The organism is Pseudomonas japonica, from assembly GCF_013522925.1.
GTDB lineage: Bacteria > Pseudomonadota > Gammaproteobacteria > Pseudomonadales > Pseudomonadaceae > Aquipseudomonas > Aquipseudomonas japonica_A.
In genome coordinates this window covers 191,921-208,480 of sequence record NZ_JAAMQU010000001.1, presented here as the reverse complement: position 1 = coordinate 208,480, position 16,560 = coordinate 191,921, and the positions used below count along the sequence as shown (strand labels likewise).

At 62.6% G+C, this 16,560-nt stretch carries 17 protein-coding genes; 9 read left to right on the top strand and 8 right to left on the bottom strand.

Translation table 11 applies throughout. From position 1 onward, the window contains the following. Positions 1-12 precede the first annotated feature (12 nt). The 3 genes from G7016_RS00945 to G7016_RS00935 are packed head-to-tail and all read right to left on the bottom strand — an operon-like array spanning position 13 to position 3,562. Entirely contained in the window at positions 13-285 is a 273-nt protein-coding gene (locus tag G7016_RS00945) for an oxidative damage protection protein (RefSeq protein ID WP_040260162.1), read from the bottom strand. Next, complete coding sequence (mutY, locus tag G7016_RS00940) at positions 282-1,349, bottom strand: A/G-specific adenine glycosylase (protein ID WP_181110960.1); 1,068 nt, start codon at positions 1,347-1,349, stop codon at positions 282-284. The genes G7016_RS00945 and mutY overlap by 4 nt, the downstream gene beginning before the upstream one ends. After that, positions 1,346-3,562, bottom strand: coding sequence for an AsmA family protein (locus G7016_RS00935; RefSeq protein ID WP_181110959.1), 2,217 nt, complete (start codon positions 3,560-3,562; stop codon positions 1,346-1,348). Before G7016_RS00935 ends, mutY begins: the two co-directional genes overlap by 4 nt. A gap of 358 nt (positions 3,563-3,920) precedes the next feature. Between G7016_RS00935 and G7016_RS00930 the strand changes: the two genes are divergently transcribed. From G7016_RS00930 to hisF, 5 genes are all read left to right on the top strand, one after another. Next, positions 3,921-5,579, top strand: coding sequence for an OFA family MFS transporter (locus tag G7016_RS00930; protein ID WP_181110958.1), 1,659 nt, complete (start codon positions 3,921-3,923; stop codon positions 5,577-5,579). A 147-nt stretch (positions 5,580-5,726) separates the two neighbouring features. Further along, complete coding sequence (hisB, locus tag G7016_RS00925) at positions 5,727-6,320, top strand: imidazoleglycerol-phosphate dehydratase HisB (RefSeq protein WP_181110957.1); 594 nt, start codon at positions 5,727-5,729, stop codon at positions 6,318-6,320. Further along, positions 6,320-6,958, top strand: a complete 639-nt coding sequence (hisH, locus tag G7016_RS00920) for an imidazole glycerol phosphate synthase subunit HisH (RefSeq protein ID WP_181110956.1) — start codon at positions 6,320-6,322, stop codon at positions 6,956-6,958. Before hisB ends, hisH begins: the two co-directional genes overlap by 1 nt. Before the next feature lie 114 nt (positions 6,959-7,072). Next, on the top strand, positions 7,073-7,819 hold the full coding sequence (gene hisA / locus G7016_RS00915) for a 1-(5-phosphoribosyl)-5-[(5-phosphoribosylamino)methylideneamino]imidazole-4-carboxamide isomerase (protein WP_181110955.1): 747 nt from the start codon (positions 7,073-7,075) through the stop codon (positions 7,817-7,819). A gap of 105 nt (positions 7,820-7,924) precedes the next feature. After that, the gene (gene hisF, locus G7016_RS00910) at positions 7,925-8,695 is read left to right on the top strand and encodes an imidazole glycerol phosphate synthase subunit HisF (protein WP_181110954.1); all 771 of its coding nucleotides are present in this window, start codon (positions 7,925-7,927) and stop codon (positions 8,693-8,695) included. 28 nt (positions 8,696-8,723) lie between these two features. Here the strand turns inward: hisF and G7016_RS00905 are convergent, their stop codons facing one another. The 4 genes from G7016_RS00905 to gpmI form a co-directional block, all read right to left on the bottom strand. Then, positions 8,724-9,464, bottom strand: coding sequence for a divergent polysaccharide deacetylase family protein (locus tag G7016_RS00905; protein WP_181110953.1), 741 nt, complete (start codon positions 9,462-9,464; stop codon positions 8,724-8,726). 4 nt (positions 9,465-9,468) lie between these two features. Continuing rightward, positions 9,469-10,791 (bottom strand): S41 family peptidase, encoded by a 1,323-nt coding sequence (locus tag G7016_RS00900; RefSeq protein WP_181110952.1) that lies wholly within the window; start codon positions 10,789-10,791, stop codon positions 9,469-9,471. A 37-nt stretch (positions 10,792-10,828) separates the two neighbouring features. Beyond that, the gene (locus G7016_RS00895) at positions 10,829-12,097 is read right to left on the bottom strand and encodes a murein hydrolase activator EnvC family protein (protein ID WP_181110951.1); all 1,269 of its coding nucleotides are present in this window, start codon (positions 12,095-12,097) and stop codon (positions 10,829-10,831) included. Positions 12,098-12,191: 94 nt separating this feature from the next. Further along, the gene (gene gpmI / locus G7016_RS00890) at positions 12,192-13,727 is read right to left on the bottom strand and encodes a 2,3-bisphosphoglycerate-independent phosphoglycerate mutase (RefSeq protein ID WP_181110950.1); all 1,536 of its coding nucleotides are present in this window, start codon (positions 13,725-13,727) and stop codon (positions 12,192-12,194) included. A gap of 192 nt (positions 13,728-13,919) precedes the next feature. Between gpmI and G7016_RS00885 the strand changes: the two genes are divergently transcribed. The 3 genes from G7016_RS00885 to secB are packed head-to-tail and all read left to right on the top strand — an operon-like array spanning position 13,920 to position 15,108. Beyond that, complete coding sequence (locus G7016_RS00885; protein WP_181110949.1) at positions 13,920-14,333, top strand: rhodanese-like domain-containing protein; 414 nt, start codon at positions 13,920-13,922, stop codon at positions 14,331-14,333. Position 14,334: 1 nt separating this feature from the next. After that, positions 14,335-14,586, top strand: coding sequence for a glutaredoxin 3 (grxC, locus tag G7016_RS00880; protein ID WP_181110948.1), 252 nt, complete (start codon positions 14,335-14,337; stop codon positions 14,584-14,586). Between the two features lie 36 nt (positions 14,587-14,622). After that, complete coding sequence (secB, locus tag G7016_RS00875) at positions 14,623-15,108, top strand: protein-export chaperone SecB (protein ID WP_181110947.1); 486 nt, start codon at positions 14,623-14,625, stop codon at positions 15,106-15,108. A gap of 133 nt (positions 15,109-15,241) precedes the next feature. Here the strand turns inward: secB and G7016_RS00870 are convergent, their stop codons facing one another. After that, positions 15,242-15,703 (bottom strand): tRNA (cytidine(34)-2'-O)-methyltransferase, encoded by a 462-nt coding sequence (locus tag G7016_RS00870; protein WP_181110946.1) that lies wholly within the window; start codon positions 15,701-15,703, stop codon positions 15,242-15,244. Between G7016_RS00870 and G7016_RS00865 the strand changes: the two genes are divergently transcribed. Beyond that, positions 15,702-16,148 (top strand): hypothetical protein, encoded by a 447-nt coding sequence (locus tag G7016_RS00865; RefSeq protein WP_181110945.1) that lies wholly within the window; start codon positions 15,702-15,704, stop codon positions 16,146-16,148. The two genes, G7016_RS00870 and G7016_RS00865, sit on opposite strands and share 2 nt — an antisense overlap. Positions 16,149-16,560 lie beyond the last annotated feature (412 nt).

Genomic DNA, 16,560 nt, shown 5'->3' with positions numbered 1-16,560 from the left:
CGCGGCAAGGGGTCATTCCGAGGGCGGAACGTAACCTTCGGCCTGGGCGTAATCCTCGCCAGACAGGTACTTGTCCATCTCGGCCTGCAGGAACTTGCGGTCCTCGGCATTCATCATGTTCAGCCGCCGCTCGTTGATGAGCAGGGTCTGGTGCTTCTGCCAGTCGGCCCAGGCCTTCTGCGAGACGTGCAGGTAAATGTCTTCACCCTTGGCGCCAGGGTAGGGCGGGCGTTCCAGGCCAGGGAGCTCTTCTTTGTACTTACGGCACATCACGGTGCGGGTCATGGGGTGTCTCCTGCATGCAAGGCAACGGCCGCGCGCTCCAGCAATGTTTTCACGGGGGCAGCCAGGCCCAGGCGCGGCGGGGTGGCGAGGTTATACCAGAGCCAGTCGGCCTCGGCCACGCGAGCGGCGCGCGCATCCACCTGAACCAGCCAGGGTTGGATGCTCAACTGAAAGTGGCTGAAGGTATGCGTAAGGCCAGGCAAAGCGTGTGTATCCAGCAGCCGGAGGTCGTGCTGGGCTACCAAGTGCTGGATGTCACTGAAGTCATCCAGCTCGGGCAGGCTCCACAGCCCGCCCCACAGCCCTGTGGAAGGGCGGCGATACAGCAAAATGTCGCCTTGGCCATTGCTGAGCAGTGGCATCAGCGTTTGCCGTTGAGGCAGCGCCTTGCGCGGCTTGGGCGCGGGGAAGCGGGTTTCCTCGCCCAGCAGGTGCGCTCGGCAGCCTTCGCGCAGCGGGCACAGCAAGCAGGTGGGCCTGCTGCGGGTACATAGCGTGGCACCCAGGTCCATCATGGCCTGGGTGTAATCGTTTACCCGTGCGTGAGGTGTGAAGCGGTCAGCGGCGTCCCATAAGGCCTTGGCTACCTTCGGCTCGCCTGGGTAACCGCTTTGTGCGGTATACCGGGCCAGCACGCGCTTCACGTTGCCATCGAGAATAGGCGCTCGCAGGCCCATGCTGATACTGGCGATGGCGCTCGCAGTGGAGCGGCCGATGCCGGGCAAGGTTTCGAGCAAGGCAGGGTCGCGCGGAAACTCACCGTTGTAGTCGGCCATCACGATGCGCGCGGCCTTTTGCAGGTTGCGCGCGCGGGTGTAGTACCCAAGGCCCGTCCACAGGTGCAGCACTTCGTCTTCCGGTGCTTCGGCCAGGTCGCGCACGGTCGGCAGCGCCGCCATGAACCGGTCGAAATAGTTGAGCACGGTGCTCACCTGGGTCTGCTGGAGCATGATTTCCGATACCCACACGCGGTACGGATTGATCTGCTGCTGCCAGGGCAGGTCGTGCCGGCCGTGCTGGTCGAACCAGCTCAGCACGGCGGAGGAAAAGTGCTCGGGTGTCATCGCTTGAACAGGCCCTTGAGGGCATCCTTCAGTTCGGGGCTGACCTTGTCGCCCAGCTTGTCTTCGATTTTTTCTTCTACCCGGTTGCGTACCGCCTGGGTTGCCAGTTGGCCAAGGCCGTCGCGGTCCACACGGCAAGCGCGCGCGCCCAGCTCCAGCGGCCCTCGGCAGCGAACCGGTAGCTCCAGGTTCGCGAAACGGTCGTTCACCTGGCAGGCAGGGTCGGCCATGTTGCCGCTCTCGCCTTCTACCACCACGCCCACGCGGTAATCCATGCCCAGCACGCGCAGGTCAATGTCCCCATTGCCGTTTACCCGCAGCCCGGGAATGTTCGCCTTGAGGTCAGGGTTGTTGGCCACCCCGTCGCGCACGGTCAAAGTACCGTCGAGGCGCTGGAAGGGTGTGTCCCTGCCGCGTGGCTCGCTGGCCAGGGCCTTGCGGTTCAACAGGGCAATGCCCTGGCACAGTTGCTGTTCGAGGTTGGCATTGACCAGCACACCGTTGTCTACGTTGAAGCGGGCGTTGCCGTTGAGGGTATCTACCAATGCCTTCTGGCTGTTGCCGCTACCGGTGAACGTGGCGTCCAGGGTAAGCAGCCCGCGAACCGGCGGGGTGGCGGTGTGGCTGGCAAGCACGGCTTCCACGGGCACCTTGTTCAGGTTGGCCTTGAGGTTGAGCACGGGCACCTCCGGGCGTACATCGAGGCTGCCGGTGGCGTTGAAATCACCATTGGCGATCTGGCCACCCAGCTGCTGCAGGTTGAGCAGGCCATGAGCACCCGTAGCGGTCAGCCGCGCATTGTCGATGGGCAGCTTCTGGACGGTAAGCCGCGCCAGGCTCAGCTCGGCCTGCAGGTCGATGGCGCGCAGGCGCTCGATGGGGAACAGGCGATCGTCGCTCCAGGCTTGGCGGCCGGGCGCTTCGGGCAGCGGCGAATTGCCCCCGCTGGCCATGGCGGCGGCTTCGCTGCCCTGAACTTCCGCCTGGCGAGCAGCCGACGTGCCCTTGGCCGCATCGCTGTCACCGGGGAGGTAACGGTCCAGGTCCAGTGGGTCGCCCTGCAACTTGATGCGTACCGCCTGCGCCGCGATGTCTTCTATCGCCACGCGGCCGGTGAGGGTGCTGCCATCCAGCTTGATGGAGAGATCTTCCAGCGCCAGCGCGTTGCGGTTGCCCTGCAGCGTGCTCACCAGCTCGACCTGTGTGAGCGCGGCCGGGTCCGCGGTGCCCGGCACGGGCAGGCCAATACCGTCGAGGAAGGCGCGCAGGTCCAATTGAGCGATGGACAACGCGCCGCTGAGCTGAGGCGCGGAGTCTATGTCGCGTGCATGCAGTTCACCCAGCGCGCGCACCTGGTTCACCGAAAGTTTCAGGTTGTTCCAATCGGCGACCTTGGCCGCGAGGTCGGCCAGCAACTGGCCCTGAGCCGCGAAGGTGACCGTTTTTCCCTGCAAGGGCGCGCCAGACAATTCGCCGCCCAGGCGCATGTCTTCGAACTGGTAACGCTGCACGGAGGGGTCGAAGCGCAACGTGCCCTTCAGCTCGGTGCGCGCGCGAAGTTCGGGCTGGTTGGTGCCCAGGAACGCAGTAAGCGTCACCGGAATATCGGTTGCCGGGTGAATGGCCCCGGTGCTCAGCTGGATGCTTTCGGCACTGAAGGTACGGCCGCTTTGTTCATCCAGGTAGCCCACCCGCGCGTTGTTCACCGTGAGGCTGTCGATGTCCAGCTTCAAAGGCCGGCCGTGCTCGGCGGTGGCAGAGGGTTCGTTGCCGGCCGGGGCTGGGGCTGGCTGCGCCGGGTCGCCGGGCAAGGGCTTGCCGAAGTCTTCCCAGTTGCCATGGCCCTGGGCGTCACGCTGCAGGTTCAGTTCAAGCCCATCGATGCGCACGTCGCTCATCTGCACTTCGCGGCGCAGCAGCGGCAATACCCGAACCGACAGCCCCAGCAGTTGTAGGTTGGCGAAGGGGCTTTGGGGTTGGGCGAGCGTGGCCACGCTGGCGTCATGCAGTTCAAGCCCAAGCCATGGGAAAAGGCTCCAGCCGATATCCCCATTGAGGGTCAGCTCTACATGGGCCTTGTCGCGGGCGAGCTTGCGGATTTCGTCTTTATAGTCGTTGGGATCGAAAAGATGGGTCAGGGCAAAGCCCAGAGCCACGATGATCAGCAACAGCCCGAGTATGAATAGCCCCAGGATTTTGCCGAACGCTTTCATGGGCGGGTCCTTGTAATCCGGTTCATGGTTCGCCGGGAGTATAACGGTTTGCTTGCCCGGTACGGGGTCAACGTTGCGCTTGTGTAGCGTTTTGGTTACCAGCCCACAAAGGCGACCGGCGCAGGCACTGTGCGCTACGCCACAAGCCGCCAAAAAGGCGATAGCAGTGTGCTTCCATTGGCTTGAACAAATGTTAATCTTCGCGGTTCGAAGGCTTTGTGCGGCAGTTTGTCGCGTTTTCGAGAGTGCTGCCGATAAGACGATCAGTTGCCACGTGCACGAAGATCGCGGCACCGCTCTAGCGCCAGGCAGTCGCCTGGCGCAAAGGCCGCGAGCCAATCACAACTAGGGGTAGTAAATGACTCAAAGCACTCATGCGGCGAGCGCGGCTGATCAGCCGGGTTTTCTCGCCAAGGAACGCATAATCGCGAAGCCCGGGTTCAACCGTTGGCTGGTACCTCCCGCCGCCCTTGCCATTCACTTGTGCATCGGCATGGCGTATGGCTTCTCCGTGTTCTGGCTGCCGTTGTCCAAGGCGCTAGGCGTTACTGCCGCCGTCGCTTGCCCGGCGGACATGGGCTTTATCAGTCAGGTGTTTTCTTCTGACTGCGACTGGCCGATCTCCATGCTCGGCTGGATCTACACCCTCTTCTTCATCTTCCTGGGGTGCTCGGCTGCGGCCTGGGGCGGCTGGCTGGAACATGCCGGCCCACGCAAGGCAGGCGTGGTATCCGCGGTGTGCTGGTGCGGTGGCCTGGTGATCTCGGCGCTGGGTGTCTACACCCACCAGATCTGGCTGATGTGGATCGGCTCCGGCGTGATCGGCGGCATTGGCCTTGGCCTTGGCTATATCTCGCCCGTTTCCACCTTGATCAAATGGTTCCCGGACAAGCGCGGCATGGCTACCGGCATGGCAATCATGGGCTTCGGCGGCGGCGCCATGGTAGGCGCGCCCCTGGCAACTGCGCTGATGTCTCACTTCGCAACGCCTGCCAGCGTAGGCGTGTGGCAGAGCTTCCTGGTAATGGCCGCGATCTACTTCGTGTTCATGATCGGCGGTGCGCTCACCTACCGTGTACCCCCTACCGGATGGAAGCCTGAAGGTTGGGCGGCGCCGGCCAAGAAGGCCAGCAACGCCATGATCACCGACCGTCACGTTCATGTGAGCGTGGCCTGGAAAACCCCTCAGTTCGCACTGGTATGGCTGGTGCTGTGCCTGAACGTATCCGCAGGCATCGGCATTCTGGGCATGGCTTCGCCACTGCTGCAGGAAGTGTTCGCGGGCAAGCTGCTGGGCACCAACCAAACCTTCGGTGAGCTCGCACCGGCACAGCTGGCGCAGATCGCGGCTATCGCGGCCGGCTTCACGGGCTTGCTGAGCCTGTTCAACATCGGTGGCCGCTTCTTCTGGGCGTCGTTCTCGGACTACATCGGCCGCAAGTACACCTACTTCGTGTTCTTTACCCTGGGCGTGGCGCTGTACGCGCTGGTACCGAACCTCGGTCACCTGGGTAACGTTGCGCTGTTCGTGACGGCGTTCTGCATCATCCTGTCGATGTACGGCGGCGGCTTCGCCACGGTACCGGCCTACCTGGCGGACCTGTTCGGCACTCAGATGGTAGGCGCCATCCACGGTCGCCTGCTCACTGCCTGGGCCGCTGCCGGCGTGCTTGGCCCGGTGCTGGTGAACTACCTGCGTGAATACCAGCTGAGCATCGGCGTGGAACGCGCCGCGGTGTACGACATCACCCTGTACATCCTGGCGGGCCTGCTGGTGCTTGGCTTCATTTGCAACGCGCTGATCCGCCCGGTTGCCGACAAGTACTTCATGAGCGCCGAAGAGCTGGCCGTGGAACGCGCGATCAGCCACGACAAGAGCGCCAACGGTTCCACCGTGCTCGAATGGCGCGCGGCTCCGGGTACCCGCCCGCTGGTGGTCGCAGCCTGGCTGGCGGTTGGTATTCCGCTGGCGTGGGGCGTGGCAATCACCATCCAGAAAACCGCCGTGCTGTTCTGATAGCGGTTCGGTAACACTCAAACCCCGCCCCGCCGCACTGGCCGGGCGGGGTTTTTCGTATCTTCGTCGCTGATCGCTTCATGCTGCCGCCCATCTGCGCCTATAATGTGCCCCTTTTTCGCTGAATGATTGTTTGCGGAGTTGGTGATGGCCGAACGTAAGGCGTTCGTCGAGCGCAACACCCTGGAAACCCAGATCAAAGCCTCGATCAACCTGGATGGCACCGGCAAGGCCCGGTTCGATATCGGTGTGCCTTTTCTCGAGCATATGCTCGACCAGATCGCCCGCCATGGGCTGATCGACCTGGACATCGAATGCAAGGGAGACCTGGCTATCGACGACCATCACACCGTCGAGGATGTGGGCATTACCCTTGGCCAGGCGTTCGCGCGCGCGGTAGGTGACAAAAAAGGTATCCGCCGCTATGGCCATGCCTACGTCCCGCTGGACGAAGCCCTGTCGCGGGTGGTGATCGACTTTTCCGGCCGCCCCGGCCTGCAGATGCACGTGCCCTACACCCGGGCGGTGGTCGGCCGGTTCGACGTAGACCTGTTCCAGGAGTTCTTCCAAGGCTTCGTCAACCACGCCCAGGTCACCCTGCACATCGATAACCTGCGCGGCGTGAACACTCACCATCAGATCGAAACCGTGTTCAAGGCGTTCGGCCGCGCGCTGCGCATGGCCGTGGAAGTGGACGATCGGATGGCTGGGCAAATGCCTTCCACCAAGGGCGTACTCTGATGCAAACGGTAGCGGTGATCGACTACGGCATGGGCAACCTGCACTCGGTGGCCAAGGCCCTGGAGCACGTGGGCGCCGGCAAGGTGCTGGTAACCAGTGATGCGGCAGTGATTCGCGAGGCGGACCGGGTAGTGTTCCCCGGCGTTGGTGCGATCCGCGATTGCATGGCTGAAATCCGCCGGTTGGGCTTCGACGCGCTGGTACAGGAAGTGAGCAAGGACCGGCCATTCCTCGGCATCTGCGTCGGCATGCAGGCACTGATGGAGCGCAGCGAAGAGAACGACGGCGTGGACTGCATCGGCGTGTTCCCTGGCCAGGTGCGTTTCTTCGGCAAAAACCTGCACGAAGACGGCGAGCACCTCAAGGTGCCCCACATGGGCTGGAACGAAATCAGCATGCCGGTGGACCATCCGCTGTGGCATAGCATCCCGGACCGCGCGCGTTTCTACTTCGTGCACAGCTATTACATCGAGGCTGGCAAGCCTTCGCAAGTGGTTGGCCGCGGCCACTACGGCAAGGATTTCGCCGCTGCCCTGGCTGAAGGCTCGCGCTTTGCCGTGCAGTTCCACCCTGAAAAAAGCCACACCCACGGCCTGCAGTTGCTGCAGAACTTCGCCGCCTGGGATGGGCGCTGGTAGACCCTCAGTTACAAGCTGTAAGCGGCAAGCTACAAGCTAAAGCGGGCGCACCGCGGATTGCTTTGGCTTGCGGCTTATGGCTTACAGCTTGAAGCTAATCCGAAGGATTGAAGAATGTTGATCATCCCCGCTATTGACCTGAAGGACGGCGCTTGCGTGCGCCTGCGCCAGGGCCGTATGGAAGACTCCACCGTGTTCTCCGACGATCCGGTGAGCATGGCTGCCAAGTGGGTGGACGGCGGCTGCCGCCGGCTGCACCTGGTAGACCTCAACGGCGCGTTCGAAGGCCAGCCGGTCAATGGCGAAGTCGTTACCGCGATCGCCAAACGCTACCCCAAGCTGCCGATCCAGATCGGCGGCGGCATCCGTTCGCTCGAAACCATCGAGCACTACGTGAAGGCCGGCGTGAGCTACGTGATCATTGGCACCAAGGCCGTGAAGCAGCCCGAGTTCGTGGCTGAAGCCTGCAAGGCGTTCCCGGGCAAAGTGATCGTGGGCCTGGACGCAAAAGACGGTTTCGTCGCTACCGACGGTTGGGCTGAAGTGAGCACGGTGCAGGTGATCGACCTGGCCAAGCGCTTCGAAGCCGACGGCGTGTCGGCCATTGTGTACACCGACATCGCCAAGGACGGAATGATGCAGGGCTGCAACGTGCCCTTCACCGCCGCGCTGGCCGAAGCCACCCGTATCCCGGTAATCGCTTCGGGCGGCATCCATAACCTGGGCGACATCAAGGCCCTGCTGAACGCAAATGCCCCTGGCATCATCGGCGCCATCACCGGCCGCGCCATCTACGAAGGCACGCTGGATGTGGCCGAAGCTCAAGCCTTCTGCGACCAGTTCGTGAGTGGCAAGCTGTAAGCGGCAAGCTACAAGAAAAAAGCAGTACGCGATCCGCTGTTACTTACCGCTTGGAGCTTGAGGCTTGAAGCTCCAAGCGTGAAGCTGCCGAAGAAGGAGGCCCTGATGGCCCTGGCAAAACGCATCATCCCCTGCCTGGACGTGGACAACGGCCGCGTGGTCAAGGGCGTGAAATTCGAGAACATCCGCGATGCCGGGGACCCGGTGGAAATCGCTCGCCGCTACGATGAGCAAGGCGCGGACGAAATCACTTTCCTGGACATCACCGCCAGCGTAGACGGCCGCGATACCACATTGCACACCGTCGAGCGCATGGCGAGCCAGGTGTTTATCCCGCTGACCGTGGGCGGCGGCGTTCGCACGGTGCAGGATATTCGTAACCTGCTCAATGCCGGGGCGGACAAGGTGTCCATCAACACCGCCGCAGTGTTCAATCCGGAGTTCGTGGGCGAAGCCGCTGCGCGGTTCGGGTCACAGTGCATTGTGGTGGCCATCGACGCCAAGAAGGTTTCCGGGCCTGGCGAAGAGCCTCGCTGGGAGATCTTCACCCATGGCGGCCGCAAGCCTACCGGGCTCGATGCGGTCGAGTGGGCGCAGAAGATGGAAGGGCTGGGCGCGGGCGAAATTCTGCTCACCAGCATGGACCAGGACGGCATGAAAAACGGCTTCGACCTGGGCGTTACCCGGGCGATCAGCGATGCGCTGGGAATCCCTGTGATTGCCAGTGGTGGCGTGGGTAACCTGCAGCACCTGGCAGATGGCATCACCCAGGGCCACGCCAGCGCTGTGCTGGCGGCGAGTATTTTCCACTTCGGCGAATACACCGTGCCCGAGGCCAAGGCGTTCATGGCAGCGCAGGGTATCTGCGTTCGTTAACCGTTTACGCCATGTTGGAAGCGGGCACCTACAGGTGACGTGGCTGGTTGCCCCTATGGGCAATCATCTGGCGGATACTGATCAACTCTACTCCCCGCGCCTTCAGGCCCGGTAACGCTTGCTCCAGCAGGGTGAGCGTTTCTGGGTAGGGATGGCCGATCACCACCGCTGAGCCTTGCTTACGGGCCAGCGCTACCGCCTTGTCCAGCTGCGCCGCGATGGCTTGCGGCGTACGCTCATCATCCAGAAAAACATCCCGGGATACGCTCGCCAGCCCAATGGCCTGTGCCTGTGCGGCTGCCTGGGTCGCGGCGCTGGTGCGGCTGTCTACCAGAAACAAACGCCGTTGCTGCAGCTCGCTGGCCAGCAACGCCATGGCGCCCGGTTGCGCCGTCATTCGGCTGCCTTCGTGATTATTCAGGCCGGCGGCGAAGGGTACGGCCTTGAATGCCGCGACCAGGCGCTCGCGCAGCTCATCATCCGGCATGCCGGGTTGCCAGGCGAACGGGCCGCCCGCCGGGTCCATGGGCATATGCACAATTACCGTTTTGCCTGCCTTGTAAGCTTCGCGGGCGAACGTTGCGGCATGCGGGGTATCGGGCATCACAGCCAGGGTTATCGGGCCGGGAAGCGCCAGGGCCCGGGCATCCCGGGCCACATTCTGCCCAAGGTCATCGATGATCAGGCTGAGGTAGGCAGGCGCTTCACTCGCCGTGGCCACGCCTGCCCCCAAAAAAGTGAGCAGGCAGGCCAGCAACCACGTTCGCATGGCTTCAGTTGCCGCGGGTAACCTTCAGGCCCTTGAGCAGGTTCAGCGCCTGGCTGAGCTGGAAGTCGTCATCCTGCGGGCGCGCCTTCTTGTCCGCCGCGCTGCTGCCCGTAGGCCGGTCGGCACCACCATTGCCATTACCCAGGTGGCCCTGCAGGTCGGCTTCCTTGAAGGTTTCCTGATCCTGTTCGCGGGTGATCTTCGCCCGGCGTACTTCCACGTCGGGGATGATCCCCTGGGCTTGAATGGAGCGCCCGTTGGGCGTGAAGTACAGGGCAGTGGTCAGCTTCAATGCCCGGTCGTTGTTCAGCGGCAGCACGGTTTGCACCGAGCCCTTGCCGAAGCTGTCGGTGCCCATGAGCACGCCGCGCTTCTGGTCTTGCAAGGCGCCGGCCACGATCTCGGAAGCTGACGCGCTGCCGCCGTTGATCAGCACTACCAGCGGCGCGCCTTCGCTGGCGTCTGCAGGGTCGGCATTAAAGCGCAGCTCGGAGTTGGCGATGCGGCCTTTGGTGTACACGATCAGGCCGTGGGTAAGGAAGTGGTCTGCCACTTCCACCGCTGCTTGCAACACACCACCGGGGTTGTTGCGCAGGTCGAGGATCAAGCCATTGAGCTTCTTGCCGTTGTCCTTGCGCAGCTTGGCGAGCGCCTTGCCTACTTCTTCGCCTGTCTTCACCTGGAACTGGGTAATACGGATGTAACCGTAGCCGTCTTCCAACAGCTGGGCCTTCACGCTCTTCACCTGGATGATGGCGCGGGCAAGGGTTACGTCGAACGGGTTGCCGCCGTCACGCACCAGGGTAAGCGTGATTTTCTCACCCACCTTGCCACGCATTTTGTCCACGGCTTCGGTCATGGTCTGGCCACGAGTGGGTTGGCCGTTGATCTTCACGATCAGGTCGCCCGCTTCGATGCCGGCGCGGCTGGCGGGGGTATCGTCGATGGGCGACACCACCTTGATGAAGTTGTCTTCCACGCCCACTTCGATGCCCAGGCCGCCGAACTCACCGCTGGTGCTTTCCTGCAGCTCGGCGAAATCCTCGGGGCCCAGGTAGGCGGAGTGTGGGTCCAGGTTGCTCAACATGCCCTTGATGGCGTTTTCCAGCAGGGTCTTGTCGTCCACCGGCTCCACATACGCAGCCTTGATACGGTCCATCACCTCGGCGAAGGTGCGCAGTTCGTCCAGCGGCAGCGGCGCCTTGCCCGGGGCCGGCGCGGTAACCGGAGACGCCGCGGGCGCCGGCGTGGGATCAGCGGCGTTCGCCAGGGGCGCGGCCATCATCAGAGCGAGGGCCAGCATGGAAAGGCGGGAGGAATGCAGCATGTCGAACAACTCCTGATCCTGTTTGACCGGTACCGCGTCAGCCGCGGCACCACTGTGCGGGGTCGGTTGCCCGGCCCTGCTGTCGAATGGCGAAATACAATGCTGGTGTGTCCTGCCCACCGCTGGTGCCGACCGTTGAAATCGCCTCACCAGCCTTGACTACATCTCCCGCACTTTTGAGTAGCGTCTGGTTATGGCCATACAGGCTGAGATAACCGTCTCCGTGGTCCAGAATGACCAGAAGCCCCGCGCCGCGCAACCAGTCGGCGAATACCACCCGGCCCCCATGCACCGCGCGTACGGCGGTACCGGCGGCTGCGCCGATCATTACACCGTCCCAACGCGTGCGCTCATCCCCGCGTGTGTCACCGAAGCGCGCCAATAGTCGACCATCGACCGGCCATGGAAGTTTTCCCCGGGCTGAGCCGAAAGCGCCTCCGAAGGTTTCGCCGGTACTTACACGCACTTCCGGGGCCGCCTTTCGCGGCGGGGGTGGCGTGTTGCTCGCGGCCGCCGCTTCGCGTTGCCGGCGTTCTTCTTCCTGCTGTGCCAGCAACGCCTTGCGCCGGGCCTCTTCGGCCTCACGCGCCTGGCGTGCCAGGGTTTCCTCGATGGTTGCCAGTACCTTTTGCAGGTCGGCCTGGTCCTGCTGCCGCCGTTGCAGCTTCTGGTCCCGGGCCTGGTAATCGTCGTTCAGTTTGGCCAGGGCCACCTGACGCTCCTTGCGCACCTGCTCCAGCTGGGAGCGCTGTTCATCCAGCGTGCCCTGCTGCACCAACAACTGCGCCTGTTGCATCTGGATATTCTTTTCAACGTCCGCAAGCTGGCGCAGGGTTTCGTTGAACGCCTTCAGCTGGTCCAGCCGCGCCTTGCTCAGGTAATCGTAATAGGTGAGGGTACGGGCAAACTTCTCGGGGTTCTGCTGGTTGAGCAACAGCTTGAGGTATTCCTGCCGGCCGCTTTGGTACGCTGCCCGCGCCTGAATGCCGATCAACTTTTGTTGTTCAGTGCGCGAACTTTGAAGTTTTTTTTTCTCTGTCTCGAGCCGCTGCAGCTCGGTTTCGGTCTTCTTCAGCTGTTCCTGCAGGGCATCCACCTGCTTTTGCAGCGTGCCCATCTGTGTTTCGGTACCCCGCAGGTCCTTCTGCACGTCGGCCCTTTCCTGCTGCAACTGGCCGAGTACCTTCTTCAGCTCATTGATATCTTGCCGGGTGGCTTCAATCTGCTGCTGGGTTTGAGCGCGATCATCGGCGAAAACCGGAAGCGTCATGGCCGCGAGGGCGAGGAAGGCGAGGGCGCGAAGCATCGAGTGGGTCGTTACCGGAATAGAAAGTGGGCCTAGTATGCCCGGCGGCATCGGCAATCAAAAGGGCGCGCCATGCACGCCCTGTCCTTGATGATCAGGCGTCGACCAGAATGGAGTGGCCCGTCATTTCTTCGGGCTTTTCCATGCCCAGCAGTTGCAGCATGGTGGGCGCCACATCGGCAAGCACTCCGCCTTCGCGCACTTTCAATGGGCGCTGGCCCACGTAGATGAACGGCACCGGCTCGGTGGTATGCGCGGTGTGCGCTTGGCCGGTGGATTCGTCTTCCATCTGCTCCACGTTACCGTGGTCGGCGGTGATCAGCGCTTCGCCGCCCACTTTCTCCAGCGCGGCGGCGATGCGGCCCACGCAGGTATCCAGGCACTCGACCGCTTTCACGGCTGCGTCGAAGATGCCGCTGTGGCCCACCATGTCGCCGTTGGCGTAGTTCACCACGATCACGTCGTAGCGCTGGTTCTCGATGGCGTCGACGATCTTGTCGGTCACTTCCGGCGCGCTCATTTCCGGCTGCAGGTCGTAGGTGGCGACCTTGGGCGACGGGATCAGGATGCGCTCTTCACCGGGGAAGGGCTCTTCGCGGCCACCAGAGAAGAAGAAGGTAACGTGGGCGTACTTCTCGGTCTCGGCGATGCGCAGCTGGGTTTTGCCGTTGTTGGCCAGGTATTCGCCCAGTACGTTCTTCAGGCTGCTGGCGCCGAAGGCCGCCGGCGCGGGGATCTTCGCCGAATATTGGGTGAGGCCTACATAGCCAGCCAGCTTGGGCTGGCGCTTGCGTTCGAAGTCGGCGAAGTTGTCTTCAACGAATACCCGTGACAGCTCGCGGGCACGGTCGGCGCGGAAGTTCATGAAGACCACGGCGTCGCCGTCTTCGACCTTCACCGGTTCGCCCACGGTGGTGGCCTTCACGAACTCATCGCTCTCGCCGCGGGCATACGCGGCGTCCAGCCCTTCGGAGGCGGTAGCGGCGTGATATTCGGCAGTGGCGTCCACGATCAGGTTGTAGGCAGCGCTTACGCGGTCCCAGCGGTTGTCGCGGTCCATGGCGAAGTAGCGGCCGATCAGGCTGGCGAAGCGGCCCTTGCCCAGGCGGGCGAAGGTGCTTTCCATCAGCTGCAGCGAGCTTTGCGCGCTTTTGGGTGGCGTGTCGCGGCCATCGAGGAAGGCGTGCAGGTAGATACGCTCGGCGCCACGGCGGGCGGCCAGTTCAACCATTGCCACGATGTGGTCCTGATGGCTGTGCACGCCGCCGTCGGACAGCAGGCCCATTACATGCACGGCCTTGCCTGCGCCTACCGCCTTGTCGACGGCCGCGCAAATGGTGGGGTTCTCGAAGAACTCACCATCGCGGATAGCCTTGGTTACGCGAGTGAAATCCTGATACACCACCCGGCCGGCGCCGAGGTTCATGTGGCCCACTTCGGAGTTGCCCATCTGGCCGTCGGGCAAACCCACGTCCATGCCAGAGCCGGAAATCAGGCCATGGGCATGGTTTTGCAACAACTTGTCGAGATTCGGCTTTTTAGCGGACCAGACGGCGTTGTATTCATGGGTATCGCTATGCCCGAATCCGTCCAGGATGATCAAGACCAGAGGTTTCGGCGTGGCTGTCATGGTTCCCACTCGCGGCTGTCAGAGGATAAGGAAAGCTATCTTAGGGCAATTCACCCCGGCTTGCGTACCAGAGCGTGATCCACAGACCCCCAAGCCCCGCTCCGGTTCCGTGAAACAGGCGCCCGGTGGGCTTTGGCCGTGCCCGGCCGCTGTGTATACTGGCCGCCATTTTTCATGCTCTGGAAGCTGTCGATGGTCGCTCACTTGCTGGAATTCGCCACCAATCACTACCTGCTCGTCGGTCTTTTCCTGATTCTTCTCGCATTGCTGCTGGTACTTGAAACCAGCCGTGGCGGCCGTAGCCTCAGCCCGCGCGAGTTGACCGCCCTGGTAAACGCCGACAAGGGCGTGGTGATCGACATCCGCGCCAAGAAGGATTTTGCCGCCGGCCATATCGTCGATGCGCTGAACATTCCCCAGGACAAGCTCGTAGCGCGTGCCGCCGAGCTGGACAAGCACAAGGGCAAAACCCTGATCATCGTGGACGCCATGGGCCAGCACGCTGGCACGGTATGCCGGGATCTTCTGAAGAGCGGCCATACCGCCGCGAAGCTGTCGGGCGGCATTTCAAGCTGGCGTGCCGACAACCTGCCACTGGTGAAGTGATATGGCTCAGATAGTCGTTTATTCCAGCGATTGGTGCCCGTACTGCTCTCGGGCCAAGGCCTTGCTTGCAAAGAAGGGCGTGGCGTTCGAAGAAATCCGCGTGGACGGCCAACCTCAGCTGCGTGCCGAGATGACCAAAAAGGCCGGGCGTACGTCCGTGCCGCAAATCTGGATTGGCGACTATCACGTGGGCGGTTGCGATGACCTGTACGCCTTGGAGCGAGCGGGCAAGCTGGACCCGCTGTTGCGCTGAAAACAACCCTACCGAACGTTACAAGAAGGATCTGTCATGACTGATCAAGCTACCAACGGCGCCGCCAACGAAGAAGCTGAAGGCCCTCAATTCTCGCTGCAGCGCATTTACGTTCGCGACCTCTCCTTCGAGGCCCCGAAAAGCCCGGCGATCTTCCGCCAGCAGTGGGAACCGAGCGTTGCGCTGGACCTGAACACCCGTCAGAAGCAGCTGGACGGCGACTTCCACGAAGTTGTGCTCACCCTTTCGGTAACCGTGAAAAACGGTGAAGAAGTAGCCTTCATCGCCGAAGTTCAACAGGCCGGTATCTTCATGATCAAGGGCCTGGACGCAGGCGCCATGAGCCACACCCTCGGCGCCTTCTGCCCTAACATCCTGTTCCCGTACGCTCGGGAAACCCTGGACAGCCTGGTCACCCGCGGCTCGTTCCCTGCGCTGATGCTGGCCCCGGTCAACTTCGACGCCCTGTACGCGCAAGAGCTGCAGCGCATGCAGGAAGCCGGCGAAGCGCCTCAGGCCTGATCGCCCGGCTTGCTACGTAAAAACGCCCTTCGGGGCGTTTTTTTTCGATCTTGTTCGCGGGCTTCGCCCACTTCTACTGTTGTAAGTGCAGGCTTGGATCTTGTAGCGAAGCAGGCACCGCGTAACTCAGTGGTTACCCCTCGGAGAACCCATGCTGCCGCCACGCCTCGTACACGGCAATGGCCACGGTATTGGAAAGGTTCAGGCTGCGGCTGTTGGGGCGCATGGGCAGGCGCAGGCGGCGGTCTGCGGGGAAGGTGTCGAGCACCTCGGGCGGCAAGCCTCGGCTTTCGGGGCCGAACAGGAAGGCGTCTCCGGGCTCGAACTGCACGTCGTGAAACGGCTGCGAGCCCTTGGTGGTGAAGGCGAACAGGCGCGGGTGGCCCAGGCTTTCAAGGCAGGTGGGCAGGTCCGGATAGCGCTTGAGTGGCGCATACTCGTGGTAATCCAGGCCCGCCCGGCGCAGGCGTTTGTCATCCAGCTCGAAACCCAAGGGTTCAATCAGGTGAAGGTGGCAGCCGCTGTTGGCACAAAGCCTGATAACGTTGCCCGTATTGGGTGGTATTTCCGGTTGAAACAGGATGACGTGAAACATGCGCGGCTCCGATACGAACGACGGGCAGCATTCTAACGCCGAAGTGCTGCCGCCACGATCCTCCCTGTGGCCTCGCTTCCTGTGCTCGCTGGCACTGATCGGGCTGCTGGTAGGCTTGATGATCGGCAAATTGATGGACCCTGGGCGTCCCGCCTTCGACAAGGTGGAGTTGTTGCCCGAGGGCGAAATGAACGTATGGTTCGATCATGCCCCGCAGGTGCATGGAGAACTGGTCGATGGCACGGTTGCTATCCTGTTCGATGCCAGCGGGCCACAGCTGCAAGGCCAGCTGGAACTGGATGGTCGCCAGGCGAAGTGGACGCTGCGCCACACCGACAAGGGCCTGCTGCTCAATATCATCGCGGCCCGACAACTGCGGGCTCAATGGGAAGGTGAGGAAGTGTCCGGTCGCTGGAGGCTGCATATCAGCCTCCGTGACGAATAAAAGAGGGAAGCCCCGGCCTGCCTGTACCAAGGTCCCCAAAAGGGGTGAGCGCTGCCGCGAGGGCCTGGCTCAGGTGTAAAGAAGGAACTTCGGCCTGCCTGTACCGAAGCCCCTGAAAGGGGCGGGGCCGCGCTATGCGTAAGCCCCGTGGTGTAAAGAGGGGAACCTTGGCCTGCCTGTACCAAAATCCCCGAAACCGTTCATATCAGTGTTATTGCAGGGCGCGTGCCAGAGTGTGTAACCCAGCGGGGCGTGAGGCCGATTAAGCTTTAACCATTTGAAACAATTAGGGTTTTTAGTCGGCGGTACGAGTGCGCCTGGATGGGCCGCCCTCGTGAACAGGTTTGCAGCGCTCCGCAACCGCGCCTTCGTCCGGTGCAGGCAGCACCACCGTGCACAAAACTAGGCCCAA